Below are 15,377 nucleotides of genomic sequence, written 5' to 3' on the forward strand. Positions count from 1 at the left end.
CGCACCCAGGCAGAGCGGCATCGGGGAAACAGTGAGGCCCACGGCCCGCTGTGCGAAGGGCATTCTGTCAACCAAGGATTCTGTCCCGCTATCGCTCACCTGGCAAGGTTGGACTGTGGAGTCCCGGCGGGAAAAGCCGCAACCCCTGCTGTCGCACCCGCCGCTCCTGGAAAGGGATAGGGGTCACGCGCGGCAAAGGCGTAGCCACAGGCTGGGGAGTTGAAGTGGGCACAGCTTGCGGAGAGGGCTCTGGGCTGGGCTCAGGCGTAAGCTCAGGTTCAGGAGTGGCCACCACGGGCGGTGGCGTTGGAACAGCCGGGATCCCCTCTGGTGTCGGACGGGGGCGGCCCAGTTGAAAGCGCGGCTGGCGACGAGGTGCAAGCGTGGGCGTCGCCTCTGGCGTTGGAGTCGGAGTGGGTGTGGGTGTGGGCGTCGGGCTGGGTGTTGGCGTCGGAGTAGGAGTGGGCGTGGGTGTCGGAGTTGGCGTTGGCGTCGGAGTAGGAGTGGGCGTGGGTGTCGGAGTTGGTGTTGGCGTCGGAGTAGGAGTGGGCGTGGGTGTCGGAGTTGGTGTTGGCGTCGGAGTAGGAGTGGGCGTGGGTGTCGGAGTTGGCGTTGGCGTCGGAGTAGGAGTGGGCGTGGGTTCCGGAGTCGGTGTAGGTGTGGGGGTCGGACTTGGTGTTGGAGTCGGGGTGGGCGTCAGCGTTGGGGTGGGCGTGGGTTCCGGAGTCGGCGTGGGTGTGGGCTGCGGCTGCACAATGGCGAGGGCCTCTTCGGCTTTTAGCTCCCCCCGAACCAGCTTGGAGAGGGTGTCTTGGCCGCCAGGGGTGTAGGTGATCTCGCGGGCGGCGCTGTTGAACACATTGCGGATGGGATCCCCTTTGCTGTCCACCAGTTCCAGCACCATCACATTGCGACCGGGCCTGAAGCCCTTCAGATAAAAAGACTCCCAGCGATCCAGCAGGCCGGATTGGCCGTTGAGGGTGTAGCGGATCCGCCAATCCCGTGGCAAGTCACTCAACAGGCTCTCCCGCACCGGGGCATTGGCCAGCCAGAAATCCACCAAGATTGGCTCGGCCCCGTAGCTGCCTGTGGGGCGGTTGTAGGTGAGCAGGGGCAGTTGCGGCTGTGGTACGTACTCAGGGGTGGGAGCTAACACGTGAAAGCTAACCTGGGCATAGGCTTCAGAGTTTTTGAAGCTCTCGTGCCAGGGTTTGCCGGCAAACACCCGCAGAGTATGGGATCCCGGCTCCAAATCCTTGAAAACGAGGGGAGCATCGGCATCGTAATGGGCGATGTAGGGCCGGTTGTCCAGCACCACGTGCAGATGAGGGCCGAGACCCAATTGCGGATCTTGGAAAAGCGGATACCCTTGCACCGCGAAGCGAACGGTTACCTGCCGCTCTGACAACACCTCACCTGGCTTGGGGCTGAGGATCTGAACTTGCGGGCGACAATACTGCAAATGGGCATCCAGCTTGGCAATCTCCGGGGGAACCGGCACGCGCTCTAGCTGGGGAAGCTGTTCCTGCGGGGGTTTAGGCGGGGATCCCCCACAAGAGGCCAAAACGAGGGCGGCCAACAGGGCCAACAGACAGATCCACCATCTCAACAACCCCCACCTTCTCAACCTGGCATTTCCGGCGTGTTCTTGCATGAGCCTTACATCCCAATGCTCTTTGTATCCTGCCGAGCCGCAGACAAGCCATCCCCACATTACCAGCATGTGTCCTTTGGGGAAGATCCCTTCCCCCGCCCTAGAATGGGATCAACTGGCCTGGCTCAAGCCGGGTCGGAGACACTTTTGAGGTCGTGTATGGCTCTGTTGGCGATAACAGCTCTTGCGGGCATGGATCTGGCCCAGTGGCAAGCTCTGCTCAACAACGTGGCGTTTGCCATTTCTCTGGGGGCCATGCTGTTTTACTGGGGCGGGGCAGCTTTTCCCCAGGTGCAGCTTTTGGCCGAATTGGGCCTAGCGGGGATGATCGGGGCAAACTTGACGATGGCCGCCCTGTTGACGGCCCGCTGGATCGATGCAGGCTACTTCCCCTTGAGTAATCTGTACGAGTCTTTGTTTTTCCTGGCCTGGGGGATCACCGCTTTGCACCTGCTGGCCCTCCACTGGAGCCGCAGCCGCTGGGTGGGGGTCATGACTGCCCCAGTTGTAACCGGGATCGTAGCCTTTGCTGCCTTGGTGCTGCCGGAAGATATGCAGGTGGCCCAGCCCCTCGTGCCGGCTTTGCAATCCAACTGGCTGATGATGCATGTGACTGTGATGTTGCTGGCCTACGCGGCGCTGCTGGTGGGATCCCTTCTCTCCATCAGCTTTCTCATCGTCACCCGCGGTCAGGAAGTGCATCTCAAGGGCAACTCCCTCGGCCTGCAATTTCGCCCTCCCCAACCCCAAACCCATCCCGAATGGGCGGAAGCCACCCTGCCTTCCCCGGCTTCAGAACTGGCCTACGCCGGCCTCCGCTCCCCCCGTCCTGCCCCCTCGTCCGCTGAACTCCCCCCCCAACCGGCCCCCGAAGGGATCCCCTGGCAACGGCTGAGCCTGGCAGAAATCTTGGACAACACCAGCTACCGGCTGATCGGGCTGGGGTTCCCCCTGCTCACCATCGGCATTATTGCCGGCGCCGTTTGGGCCAACGAAGCCTGGGGTACCTACTGGAGCTGGGATCCGAAAGAAACCTGGGCTTTAATTACCTGGTTGGTCTTTGCCGCCTATTTGCACGCCCGCATCACCAAAGGCTGGCAAGGCAGACGCCCCGCCCTCTTGGCCAGCTTGGGTTTTGGAGTGGTTTGGGTATGTTACCTGGGGGTCAACTTTCTGGGCAAAGGCTTACACAGTTATGGCTGGTTTTTCTGAGGGAATTTTTCTCAAAAACCGGCCCGAGTTTATGGGTATTCTGGTGCTGGCAAGCCGTAGTGGATCCCTTCGAGGAGAAAAACGATGCGACTGTTCAACTACCTGATCTTGTTTTCAGCCCTCCTGGCCATTGCCCTCTTTGCCATGCAAAACGCCACCCCGGTCACGGTTACTTTTGCCCCTGGCGTCAGCATCGAAAGCCCTCTGGTGATGGAACTTCTGGCTGCTGCTGGGATTGGGGCCGCCCTCGCCTGGCTGTATAGCCTCTGGATGCGCGTACAGTTCAGCATCGAAGCCCGGGAAAAAAATCGGCAACTGCAGGAGAAGGAGGTCACCATCACCGAACTCAAGGAAATGGTGGTGGAGCTGGAAGCCAAAGTGAAGCAACTGCCTCCCAGCAAGCGTGCCGAACCCCAAGAGGACATCCAGGATGTGAAAGAAGTGGCCACCGAGGGATCCCCTGCCTAAAATCCCCAGGTTGACCCACAGGCCGTTGAGGTAGAATTGAACTTCTACTTGCCCCTCTCCCTAGCTCATACTTCCTATGCAGGTTATCCAAGAAAAACGCCCTGGCAGCCGGGTCGGTCTCAAAATCGTGGTAGAAGCCGACCGGGTGAAGCGCTCCTACGAAAAAACCTTGCGTCAACTGGAGCAGAATATCCAAATTCCGGGATTCCGCAAGGGCAAGGCCCCCCGCAATCTTGTTGTGCGGCAGGTGGGCCGCGAGCGCATCCTGGCCAGTGCTGTGGATGACCTGATCAGCGAGGCCATTCAACAGGCTTTCAAGGAAGCTCGGCTCACTCCCATTAGCCGGTTCGAGCTGGATGATGAGGTGGGTCAGCTCTTGGCTCAGTTCAACCCCGAAGCAGACTTCAGCTTCTCAGGATATGTTGAGGTGTACCCCGAAGCCCGCGTTGGCCAATACAAAGGGCTGACCGTTACGGCAACCCGTGTTGACGTCAAGCCTGAGCAAATTGACCAGCTCATCGACCGATGGCGGGATCAGCGGGCCACCCTCTTGCCGGTAGAAGATCGGCCTGCTCAGTTGGGGGATGTGGTGGTGATCGATTTTGCAGCCCGCGATGCAGAAGGCAATCCCCTCGACGAGATGACCACCCAGGACTTCCAGCTGGAACTCAAGGAAGACAACTTCATCCCCGGTTTTGTGGCGGGCATCGTGGGCATGCAGCTCGACGAAACCAAGGAGATCGCAGCCACCTTCCCCGACGACTACTTCAGAAAAGAGTTGGCCGGGAAAACGGTTACCTTCACTGTCTGCCTGAGGGAGATCAAGGCCAAAGAGCTGCCCGAATTGGACGATGCCTTTGTGCAAGAGATCAGCAGCTTTCAAACGGTGGCCGAACTGCGGGAGCACTTGCAAAAGCGCCTTGAACAGGATGCCCTGGCACAATCTGAGGAGAACCTGGAAACCGCCATCCTCAACGCCATCTTGGAGACTACTGAGGTGGATTTGCCGGAAACCCTCATCGAACAAGAAACGACACAACTGCTGGCCCAGAGTCTCCAGGCCCTGCGGCAGGAAGGCATCAAGCCGGGGGAGCTCCGTAAGTTCTTGTCCGAGTTGCCTCCCGAAACCCTTAACCAGTTGAAAGAGCGCCACCGACCCGAAGCCATCGACCGGCTGCGGCGCACCTTGGCCCTGAGTGCCATCGTTCGGCAAGAGCAAATTGCCGTAGGTTCCACGGAGTTGGACGTGGAGGTGGAAGAGGTGATGGCGGCCTATGCCCAGCAAGGCCAAAAGCTGGATCGGGAACGAGTACGCCGAGTACGCCAAGCCGTCTATGAAAGCTTGCTGACCAACAAGGTGATGGCTTGGCTGAAGTCTCAGACCACGGTCAACTGGGTCGATAGCGAGGGGAATCCAACCCAGGCGCCCACTTCTTTGGCAGGCTCGGAGGAGAAGGTTGAAGTGCCAGAGGCCGAGTTTGAGGCCGATGGGCCAGAAGCAGAGGTATCTGGGATCCCTGAGGCAATTGAATCCTCATCAGAGACGGCTACGGGGGCGGAAACGGATGGAGAAGCTGCAGCTGCGGAAGCCGAGCCAGCTACAGAAAAGGCTGTAGAAGCATCCCCTGCTGAAACCGTCTCAGCCTCTGCGGCAGAGGCAACGCTCCCAGTTGAGGAGAAAGCGGCAGAGACCGCTACAGAGATCCCAGCAGCAGAAAAGCCCAAGCCGAGCAAAAAGGACAAAAAAGGCAAGTGAATGCGCTGGGGATTTTCTGGCTGAGGGCATTTCCTTCAAAAGCAAGGGGGCGCAGCCCCTAGTGTTCCAAGTCGCAAAAAATAGATATCTACCACTGCTGGCAGTGGCAAAGGGGAGCGTTTAGGGTTTATCCTATTCGCAACATCTGCAAGAGGGCAGGCTGCCATGAAGGGATTTGCGCGCGTACTTGGGGCTTGGGGGATCCTCACCCTGATCGCCGGGATCTCGCCCGGCAGCGCTGTGGGCCAATCGGCCTTGCCTCCTGTGCCCATCATGCCCTCGGATCCCCAAGGTTCGTTTCCCGATCCAGGGATCCCGGCAGCCCCTTCGCCTCCCCGTGAGCCGGTCGGGCTGGATCTCCGCCATCTGGTGGGATTGTTCATCAACGAGTCTTGGGGGGCGGGCAGCCAAGCTGCTGCGGTTAGTTACAACGACCTCTACACCCGCCTGTTGGCCCGAAGCTACGGGGATCCCCGCCCCCCCATTGAGGTGGAGTACGAGTTCATTCAAGAGATCCTGCGGGAGTATGGGGATCCCGCCGATCGTTTCTGGGATCCGCAAGCTTTCAAGGACTTGCTCAACCGTCCCCGTCCTCCCGTACAAGCCCGCGGGATCGGCCCGCGCCAGGTTTATTTGGCAGTGCCGGATCTCACCCCAGCCACGGCTCAGCAGATCCGCCAAACCCTCTACACCCAAGACTACAGCCAGGGCATTGTCCTCGACCTGCGCGGCTCGGTGGGCTACGACCCCCAAGTGGTGGCCGATGTGGCGCGCCTGTTTTTGCCCCGCTCCGTCCAGCCGCTGCTGATTACCGAAGACCGATTCGGGCAGCCCACCCTCTGGAACAGCGAAAATCTGCCCATTGCCGCCGGGATCCCGTTGGCCGTTCTGGTGGATGGTAACACCCGCCAGGGGGCCACCCTCTTGGCTGCCCAGTTGGGAGCCAGCGGCAGCACCCTCATTTTGGGGCAGCCCACCCAGGGCAGCGAACGACAAACCCGCTTCTTTGCCCTTCCCTCCAGCGCGGCGGTGGAACTGGCCGTGGCCACCTGGAAAACAGGGGATGGTCGCTCTTTGGAGCGGGGTCTGGTGCCCTTGCAGACCGTGGAAGGAGATGACAATGCTTGGCTGAATGCCGGCCTGCAAGCGCTGGCCTTGCCCCCCCGGCGACCTGCCCTGCCCCCACGGCCTACAGTGCTGGTGCAAGAGGGTCGAGTCGGTCGCTTTGAGCTGGGCATGGATACCCGCAACGTGGATACCCACCTGCTGGGCAATGTCGATCAGATCCCAGCAGCCTCCGGAGCTAATGTGTTTCAGCCCAACAGCGACCTGAAGATCTTTTACCTACAAGACTACATCCTCTTCACCTACCGTCATCCGGGCATTGTGGATAGCTTTTTCGCCAACCGCATCTACACAACCCACCCGGAAGCCATGACCGGCGAAGGGATCCGCATCGGCTCCACCTATTCGGAAGTGATCGCCGTTTACGGCGGGCCCGGCGAGAACGGCTACAACGAGGTGGTACCCTATCCCAAGGGAAGCCGAGAATATCTGCGCGACGACCGCTACTACGTCAACTACGATGCCCTGGGCCTGGCCTTTGCCTTTGAGGTGGGATCCAACCAGGTCACGGCCATTGGCCTGTTCAAGCCGGGGAGCTGAAGGCGAGGGCAACTGGGGAATCTCTGTTGGCTTGCCAGAGGGTTCGGGGATCCCGCCCATCTCCACGTTGTCCCCTGCCGGAGAAAAGTTAATCGATTGTTAATCTTTTTGTCCTGATCTCTCAACATCGCCCGGAGCGATGCGGTAGATTAGTGCAGCAACCCCCGCAAAGGGGATTTTTTGTGCCATCTACGGACTGTAGGAGAAGCTCTTGGCAAACGTCGTGGTTGTCGGTGCCCAGTGGGGCGATGAAGGAAAAGGGAAGATCACCGACCTCCTCAGTGAAAAGGCTCATGTGGTCGTCCGCTATCAAGGTGGGGTGAATGCAGGGCATACCCTGGTGGTGGGGGGCCAAACCTTCAAGCTACACTTGATCCCCTCTGGCATTCTCTACCCCGACAAACGCTGCATCATCGCCAGCGGCACGGTGATCGATCCCGAGGTTCTGCTGGCCGAGATCGACCAACTGCATCAATTGGGCATTTCCACCGACAACCTGTTCATTGCCGAAACGGCCCACGTCACCCTGCCCTACCACCGGGTTATTGACATCGCAGAAGAGGAGCGGCGTGGCATTTACCGGCTGGGCACCACCGGCCGGGGCATTGGCCCCACCTATGCCGACAAGGCCGAGCGCATGGGCATTCGCGTCGTGGACTTGATGTACCCTGACCAGCTGCGGGAGCGCCTCAGTTGGGCCATTCCCTACAAAAATGTCTTGCTGGAGAAGATCTATAATCTGCCCCCCCTGGATCCCGAGCCAATTATCGAGCAATACCTGGCCTATGCCGAGCGGCTGCGCCCCTATGTTACCGACGCTGCTCTGCTTCTCACCCAAGCCATCGAAGATCGGGAGAACATCCTGTTTGAAGGGGCTCAAGGCACCCTGTTGGATCTCGACTACGGCACCTACCCCTACGTCACCTCCTCCCATCCCATTGCCGGTGGCGCTTGTATTGGCGCTGGGATCGGCCCCACCAGCATTGACCGGGTGATCGGGGTGGCCAAAGCCTACACCACCCGCGTTGGCGAAGGCCCTTTCCCCACCGAGCTCAAAGACGAGATCGGGGCGTACCTGGGGGCAACCGGTGCTGAATTTGGCACCACCACAGGGCGACAACGGCGCTGCGGCTGGTTTGACGGGGTAATTGGGCGCTACGCGGTGCGAATCAATGGCCTAGACTGCCTGGCCATCACCAAACTGGATGTGCTGGATGGCTTGGATGAGATCAAGGTGTGCGTGGCCTACGAGTACCAGGGGCGGGAAATTCGTCACTTTCCCAGCGATGCCCGGGTTTTCGCCCAGTGCAAACCCATCTACGAAACCCTGCCGGGCTGGAAATGTTCCACCAAAGATTGCCGCTCCATCCAAGACTTGCCCCCCGAAGCCCATGATTACCTGAAGTTTTTGGCACAGTTGATGCAGGTGCCGATTGCCATTGTTTCTCTGGGGGCCAGCCGCGACCAGACGATTATCGTCGAGGATCCCATCCACGGCCCCAAACGTGCCCTTCTCTATCCCAATGGTGGCAAGCGCGTCCACGCCCTCATGCCCGACTGAGTGGGCTCAAGAGCAATTGGGAACAAGGGCAATCATAGGGCAATCATTAACAATGTAGTGATCAAATGCTCAGTAATGATCAATGTGAGTTAAGTTATGGTCATTTCAGGTTAGGGTGAAACGCCTAAGCTACGGAGAAAAGCCTTCCGGCCCTGTGCGTTCAACGTCTTAGGTGTGGATGCAGTGTCCTAGTTTATAGTCATTTAAGAGGGAATAAAACTGTTCCGTTGTCTTGCTTCCCAGCTCCTCACTGCCGAGCGAATAGGAAGCGTCTTAATCTAACTTGAAATGACTCTAATGGTTTGAGAAAAACAATATTGCCGCAGTTGGGCCAGTTCTGCCTCGCTGAGATCTTGCCACTGGCCGGGAGCAAGCCCCGCCAGAGAGAGGGGCCCCAGTCCAACCCGAACCAACCGCAAAGTTGGGATCCCAACGGCGGCAGTCATGCGGCGCACCTGGCGATTGCGACCCTCCCGCAGCGTCAGTTCCAGCCAGGTGGTGGGGATGGAGCGGCGAAAGCGGATGGGGGGATCCCGTGGCGGCAGGGTGGGTTCCTCAGCCAAGACTTTGACCTGGGCCGGGCGCGTTTTTCGCCCTTGGATGATCAGCCCCTGTTGCAGCTGTTGCAGGGCTTGGGGGGTGGGGATCCCTTCCACCTGAACCCAGTAGATGCGCTCATGGCCGAACTTGGGGTCGATCAAGCGGGCATTGAGGCGACCATCATCGGTCAGCAGGAGCAGCCCTTCGCTGTCGCGATCCAGTCGCCCCACCGGATAAACCCTGGGCACCGGGATAAAAGACTGGAGGGTGGGCCGTCCCTCTCGATCGGTGAATTGGGTGAGCACGCCATAGGGCTTGTAGAACTTGAGATAGCGCATGACACACAAAACAACAAAACTGTGAACCCAACCTTTCCAATCTTTAAGATTTGGCAGAAAGATTTGGCAGAGCGGCTTCAACGGTAAGATCAAGCCTTAAGGAGCAATATCCCTCCATCGCCAGCAGCGTTTGACGGAGCTCAACCCATGACCATAGACAACAACTTACTCTGGGTTTTGGTTGGAACAGCAGGGCTCTCTCTCCTCAGCCTGGTGTACGTGCTGGTGGATGAGGGCAACAAACGTCGCCGCTACGAACAGCAAAAGGAAAAAGAAGCTGCTCAGCCACCTGCGGTTGTTCCTGCAGAAGAAGCCGGGATCCCAGCTGCACCTCCTCCTTCTGCTCCTGAACCTGTTGCTGCTCAGCCCGCTTCAGCGCCACACACTGCTGACGGGTTCCCAGAAGCGTCGCGTAGCGATGACGAGGAGCCAGAAACCTCCCCGGAAGCGGTTCGCGCCAGCAGGACAGAGTCCTTGCCCAGCCCTGAGGACTCTGCTCTCCCCAAGGAGCCGGATACAGGGCCTGACCCCGCAGAGGAAATGCCGAAAGATACCCCATAACAGTTTTTTTCGGTTCTGGGGAAGTTCTGGGGATAGATGGGATCCCCATCCCGCAAGAGGGGAGCTTCATGCCCTCATCAGGGTTTGCTCTCCGTAGCGCAGCATCATCTCCAAAGCCGCGAGACGGTTGCCCCAAACTTGAACTCGATAGGGGTTGCGCAGAGATTCCAGCCGCATCCAAGTGGCAAGATTGGTTTTCAAGTTGCCCAGTTGCTGACGGGCTTGTTCCAGGGCTTCCGGGGTGGGATCCGCTGCCAAGGCCGCCAGGGATCCCTGCACCCGCTCTATTTGCTCCATCCATTGGCTGTGCTCCCACAACCCCAACCGTTTCTGCTCGAGCAAAAACATCCACTCCTGCCGCAGCGCCTGGAAGCGATCCCGAACAGCCCCAAAGGGATCCCGATAGGGAATGCGAGTCGAGGCAATGGCGGAGGACCTGAGGATGGCTTCCAGCTCTGGGGTAAGCTGCCGCACCGAGAATAAAGCAAACCCCCCGGTGGGCAAATCCCGCACCACCTGCAGTTGATCCAAGAACTCGACGGGCGGCAAGTTCAACAAATTAAGGCTGGGGACGAAGAGGGTGGAGAAGCGGCTGACAATTTCCAAATTGGGCTGCACCAGTTGCGCCAAACGCCGTGTATTGCCCGCATAGGTGAGGGGGATCAACAGATCCAGCTCCCCTGCCTGGATCCACTCTTCCCAGTTCTGCTGCAGCCTTTGCAGGCGCTCCTGCTTGGGCAGAGCATAGACAGCTGCCGAGAGGATCACGCGCGGGTTGAGGGAGCGGGCGGTGCGGGCAATGGCCTCCACCACCTCGTTCACCTGCTGGGTGCGGTAGCGGGTCCACAACTGCCAGAGGGAGCGATCCCTCAAGGGATCCAACTCCAGCGGATCGACGCCGGACAACTGCTGAAACCCCTGACGAGCGGCCCGACCGAAGCCAAACACCTGGCGGCTGGCAGCGTTTTGGAAGGGATAGCGGATGTAGTCCAGGTGGATTCCGTCTACCTGGTAGTCTTGCACTAGCTCGCGGGTAAGAGCCAGGAGATAGCTGCGCACCTGCGGATTGGCTGGGTCTAGCCAGGTTTCCGGCTGCCCGCGCGGGAACAGACGGCCACGATTGTCCAGATTGGCCCAATCGGGGTGAGCCGTCAGCACCGGGCCGATGTAGTCTTGGGGCAAGTTGATCTCCGGCAGCAGATTGTGGCGGGTGTTGCCCACCGCAAGAGTCCAAATCCAAGCGTGCAATTCGAGGCCCCGCTCATGAGCCAAGCGCACCGCCGCCCGCAAGGGATCCCAGCCACGGGTGAGGGGGTTCTGTTGGGGGGCGACGCGGCTGGGATGAATGGCAAAGCCAGCATTCATCGTCTCGAAAAAGACGGTGTTGAGGCCAGCCTGAGCCAGGCGATCGAAAATCTGAGCCAGCCCTGCCTCAGAGCCTGCCTCGACAATGGTGCTCCGATCCAGCCAAATGGCCCGTACCTCAGACAAAGCCGTCAACCGATCCACCGGGTAGTGGGCCCACAGATCCGCCCGTGCTTGTTCAAAAGCCTGCCGCGCCTGCTCGTATTGCCCTGCCTCCACCCAGGCCGGTAGCTGTTGCAACACGCTGCGGGCTTGCTCCAAAATGGGCTTGTACTCGGCTGCTTCTACCCCCCCTTGAGTGGCCCGAGCCAGCAACAGGGATCCCTCTACCCGACCCAGCAAGCTCCCCAGCTCTTGGCGCATGGCCAGCAACTCCAGGGTGTTGATGGTGCTCCGCACCGCTGGCAAAGGGGATGGGGTGGCAGCAGCCTGTCTGAGGGCAGCGAAACGGCCTTGGGCCCGGCGCAGAGCCGCTTGCAACCACTCCCGATCCAACTGCGCCGTCTCCTCGGGAAACTCCCCCCAACGCCAACCCAGGTACACACTCTGGCGGCTGGCAATCACCGCATAGGCATTGTCCCCCATGTCCACCTCTTCCCAGACGGCCACCAGACGACTTTCCGGGCCGGTGGGCAAGAGGGCTCCCCCGGCAACCACAAAGTGCTCCGCACCGCTGGCGCGATCGGCCGCCTGAACGCTGCGGGCCCATGCTTCAGCAAACTCTGTCAGGCGCACAGCACTGGCCAGAGGAATATCTCCGCTCCAGTAGGCGCCAATCAGGCTGCGTAAGGGATCCCGTGCCTCAGCAGGGATTTCCAGCGGGCCGCTGACGATCAACTGACCCCCTTCCTGTTGCATCCATTCGGCGAGAGCATGGGCTTGAGCAACGGTTAGGCGATTCACGTTTGGCAAAAAGACTGTGCTGCGCCCCCGCAAACCTGCTGGCTCGATCCCGTCGATCACCTGGTAGCTGAGGCCGCTCTGCTGCAGTTGCCGCTCGATATTGGCCCAGTTCTGCCCTGGCAAGCGTACCACCGTCAGAAAGTGCTCCGCAGCGGGGACAGCGCTTTGGCCGTGGGCAACCGGGGATCCCGTCCAAACCAGCAGACCCACCCAGAGGAAACCCAGACAAACTGCCAGGGGCTTGAAGAATCTTAAGATGAAGCCCCAGAAACGATCCCTCACCATCCCAGACCAGCCTGCTTGAGGACTCCGTCCCGCCAAAGGACTGGGGAACCGAACCGCCAACAGCATTGGATCTCCTTTCTTTGAAGACCATCCGTCAGGAGCGCGGATATGAACCTGCACCTGCCCAGACCATTCAACATTATTCAATTCAACAATGATGTTGGTGAGGATCCCTGCCAGTGGAAGGGGGAAATCCCCAGGCGGCGCTAGGGCAGGCGAGGGATCCCGTTGCTTGTCCAGGTTGAGAAATAGGGCTTATTTTGGAGTGTGACATACTCCCGCACTCATGCTGACGCAAAGCGCTCCGCGCCGCTGGCGCGAAAAGGACATTTCCTGCGCTTGAGGACTACGTCCCGCTGACGCGAAAAGAACGGGATGCCCCACCGCCCTGTGCTTGATGTTGATGGCCGCATGGTGGTCGCGCTCTAGTTCTAGCCCACAATGGGAACAAGAATGCCACCTGTCTTGAATCGCTTTCGGTACTCTTTGACCACACCGAGAGCAGTTTTGACTGCTGCCGTTGGGATTCACTGCAATCGCCCTCAGCCCAGCTCTTTCAGCCTTGACTGCCAGAATTCGCAGAAATTGTCCCCACCCAGCATCATAGGTAGATTTTGCTAGTCGGGTTCTAGCAACACCTTTGATATTCAGGGCTTCGTACCCAATATGCTTGCCTTTGCTTACCAGCCAGTTCGCTGTTTTGTCATGAAAATCTTTGCGCTGAGATAGTGGTTAGTGGATAGTCACTATTCACTATCCACTGGTCACTATCCACTAGTCACTAGCCATAGGCGGTTTGACCCTTTCTTCTTGCGAGACACTGCCCGCTGCAGTCTCTTTAACCGCTTTTGGGCTCTGCGGTAATACTGGGGAACTGGGACAGACTCCCCCGCATCGGTCACCAAAAAGGAGTCCAGTCCCATGTCGATTCCTATGGTGTTCTCCAGTGTTGGCAGGTCAGGGGTAAATACGGGGACAGATGAATCTTGCAGGCTCAAGGTCACATACCACCCGTCTGCCTTGCGGCTGATGGCAGCGGTCTTGATGACAAAACCGTCAGGCAAAGGACGGTGCTGAATTATCCGAACAGCACCGATTTTGGGCAGATGGATAAACTGCCCGCAAATGCAGTCTTGTTTCATCGGGGGGAAACTGAAGGAGCGATACCGCCCAGCTCCCTTGAATCTGGGTTTCCCTGCCCGCTTGCCGTTACCGTCCCCCTTCAGCCAGCGGTCGAATGCTTTGTGCACTCGCTCTATGCAGTTCTGGAGGACTTGCGAATGGACTGCTCTGTACTCCGGAAACAGGGCTTTCATCTTCACCAAATCCCGTTTCTGGGAGTAGAAATCGGGATTGTCTTTTAACTCAGGCAAGTGACAGATTAAGGGACAAGCATTGATAGCACAGCGATTGTGTTCCCACCACGCAAAGCGCTCTGCCAAGCGATAGTTATAGTGCTTCCGCAACAACTCTAGCTATTGCTCCATTAGAGCAACTTGGCTAGAGGTAGGGCGTAAGCGATATTGATAGGCAGTTCTCATGATGAGTTTATAAAAGTTCTCATGATGAGCGTATAAAATCCTGCTACGCCGGTCATAGCACCAGTAAGGACGAAGCATCGTGTCCTCGCCTTTCATCCCGACCCTCACCCTGGATAGTGGTGAGTGGATAGTGACCAGCCACTAGTCACTAACAGAGGGTGGGGCTTCCCGGCGGTCTAGCTAACTGCGACCAGGGCTTGATTAGCGCTCCTCCGCCAACCGCACCTGTACCGACTGGCCGTGGGCGGGCAACCCTTCCGCTTGTGTGAGAGCCTGAATGGCGCTGGCCACCTCCCGCAAAGCCGCTGAGCTGTATTGAATCAGACTGGAATGCTTTAGGAAAGTTTCCACCCCCAAAGCCGAGGCATAGCGGGCCGCACCGGCGGTGGGCAAGGTATGGTTGGGGCCAGCCAGGTAATCTCCTACCGCCTCCGGAGTATGGTGGCCCAAGAAAATGGCCCCCGCATGGCGAATGGGATCCAGCAAAGCCCAGGGATCTGCCACCTGCAGTTCCAAATGCTCTGGTGCAAACAGGTTGGACAAAGCCACCGCCGCCGTCAGATCCGGCACCACCGCAATCAGACCGTAGTTCACCACCGACTTTTCCACCATCAGACGGTTGGGATGGGCCTCCATCTGGGTGGCCACCGCCTGCTGCACCTGCTGGGCCAGCTGGAGATCGGTGGTCAGAAGGATGGCCGCCGCCAAGGGATCGTGCTCGGCTTGGGCCAGCAAATCGGCAGCCACATAAAGGGGGTTGGCGCTCTCGTCGGCGATGATCAACACCTCCGATGGCCCGGCCAGCGAGTCGATCCCCACCGTGCCGTACACCAGCTTTTTGGCCAACGTTACGTAGATGTTGCCGGGGCCGGTGATCACGTCCACCTTGGGGATGGTCTCGGTGCCGTAGGCCAAAGCCCCTATTGCCTGAGCCCCTCCAACGCGATAGATGGTGTGGATGCCTACTTCTTGGGCGGCCACCAAAATGGCCGGGCTAATCCCCTTGCCCCCCGAGCCGTCGGATCCCGGTGGCGTCACCATCACAATCTCGGGCACCCCTGCCACCTGGGCCGGGATGGCGTTCATCAACACCGTGCTGGGATAGGCGGCTCGCCCTCCCGGAATGTAGAGGCCGGCGCGATCCACAGGGCGGTATTGCTTGCCCAAGACGATCTCAGGGCCGGGAAAGCTTACCCAACTGCTGGGCACCCGCTGCCGGTGAAAAGCCTCAATGCGCTGCTTGGCCAGCCGTAAGGCTGAAAGCAATTGCGGAGACACCGCCTGGTAAGCCGCCTCCAGCTCGGCCCCAGACACCTTCAGTTCGGCAACGCTCAGCTCCACCTGGTCAAACTCAGCCGTATAGGCCAGCAGGGCACGATCCCCCTGACGGCGTACCGCTTGCAGGATCTCCCGCACGGTTGCTTCACGGTGCAGGTTCTGGTCAGCCTGAGTGCGCTCCGAGATCCGTCTAAGCTCGGCTTCAGCCTCGGCTAGCTGGGTGACGATTCTCAGCATGGCAACTCCTTCG

At 59.2% G+C, this 15,377-nt stretch carries 10 protein-coding genes and 1 pseudogene; 6 read left to right on the forward strand and 5 right to left on the reverse strand.

What is annotated here, in order from left to right; translation table 11 throughout:
• Nucleotides 1-88: 88 nt before the first annotated feature.
• Nucleotides 89-1,609 carry a hypothetical protein gene (locus ACVWYY_RS01835; RefSeq protein ID WP_457439423.1) on the reverse strand — a complete coding sequence of 507 codons (1,521 nt, stop codon included), beginning with the start codon at nt 1,607-1,609 and terminating at the stop codon, nt 89-91.
• Nucleotides 1,610-1,813: 204 nt separating this feature from the next.
• On the opposite strand from ACVWYY_RS01835, the gene ccsB reads away from it, so the two are divergent.
• The 5 genes from ccsB (at nt 1,814) to ACVWYY_RS01860 (ending at nt 8,316) form a co-directional block, all read left to right on the forward strand.
• On the forward strand, nt 1,814-2,866 hold the full coding sequence (gene ccsB, locus ACVWYY_RS01840) for a c-type cytochrome biogenesis protein CcsB (RefSeq protein ID WP_457388776.1): 1,053 nt from the start codon (nt 1,814-1,816) through the stop codon (nt 2,864-2,866).
• 84 nt (nt 2,867-2,950) lie between these two features.
• Nucleotides 2,951-3,334 (forward strand): lipopolysaccharide assembly protein LapA domain-containing protein, encoded by a 384-nt coding sequence (locus tag ACVWYY_RS01845; RefSeq protein ID WP_414384315.1) that lies wholly within the window; start codon nt 2,951-2,953, stop codon nt 3,332-3,334.
• A 76-nt stretch (nt 3,335-3,410) separates the two neighbouring features.
• Nucleotides 3,411-5,090 carry a trigger factor gene (gene tig, locus ACVWYY_RS01850; protein WP_457439426.1) on the forward strand — a complete coding sequence of 560 codons (1,680 nt, stop codon included), beginning with the start codon at nt 3,411-3,413 and terminating at the stop codon, nt 5,088-5,090.
• Between the two features lie 165 nt (nt 5,091-5,255).
• The gene (locus ACVWYY_RS01855; protein WP_457402803.1) at nt 5,256-6,755 is read left to right on the forward strand and encodes a S41 family peptidase; all 1,500 of its coding nucleotides are present in this window, start codon (nt 5,256-5,258) and stop codon (nt 6,753-6,755) included.
• Nucleotides 6,756-6,966: 211 nt separating this feature from the next.
• On the forward strand, nt 6,967-8,316 hold the full coding sequence (locus ACVWYY_RS01860) for an adenylosuccinate synthase (RefSeq protein ID WP_414332548.1): 1,350 nt from the start codon (nt 6,967-6,969) through the stop codon (nt 8,314-8,316).
• 278 nt (nt 8,317-8,594) lie between these two features.
• On the opposite strand, the gene ACVWYY_RS01865 is transcribed toward ACVWYY_RS01860, so the two are convergent.
• On the reverse strand, nt 8,595-9,194 hold the full coding sequence (locus tag ACVWYY_RS01865; RefSeq protein WP_457402805.1) for a pseudouridine synthase: 600 nt from the start codon (nt 9,192-9,194) through the stop codon (nt 8,595-8,597).
• A gap of 147 nt (nt 9,195-9,341) precedes the next feature.
• Here ACVWYY_RS01865 and ACVWYY_RS01870 point away from each other — a divergent pair, with 147 nt between their 5' ends.
• Nucleotides 9,342-9,755 (forward strand): hypothetical protein, encoded by a 414-nt coding sequence (locus tag ACVWYY_RS01870; RefSeq protein ID WP_011431749.1) that lies wholly within the window; start codon nt 9,342-9,344, stop codon nt 9,753-9,755.
• A 66-nt stretch (nt 9,756-9,821) separates the two neighbouring features.
• On the opposite strand, the gene ACVWYY_RS01875 is transcribed toward ACVWYY_RS01870, so the two are convergent.
• From ACVWYY_RS01875 to hisD, 3 genes and pseudogenes are all read right to left on the reverse strand, one after another.
• Nucleotides 9,822-12,233, reverse strand: coding sequence for a glycoside hydrolase family 10 protein (locus tag ACVWYY_RS01875; protein WP_457439428.1), 2,412 nt, complete (start codon nt 12,231-12,233; stop codon nt 9,822-9,824).
• 330 nt (nt 12,234-12,563) lie between these two features.
• Nucleotides 12,564-13,849, reverse strand: a pseudogene (locus tag ACVWYY_RS01880) (RNA-guided endonuclease InsQ/TnpB family protein).
• 201 nt (nt 13,850-14,050) lie between these two features.
• A complete protein-coding gene (gene hisD, locus ACVWYY_RS01885; protein ID WP_414343017.1) occupies nt 14,051-15,364 on the reverse strand; it encodes a histidinol dehydrogenase in 1,314 nt (437 codons plus the stop codon).
• Nucleotides 15,365-15,377: the final 13 nt, after the last annotated feature.

The sequence above is a fragment of the Thermostichus sp. MS-CIW-34 genome, assembly GCF_054060435.1.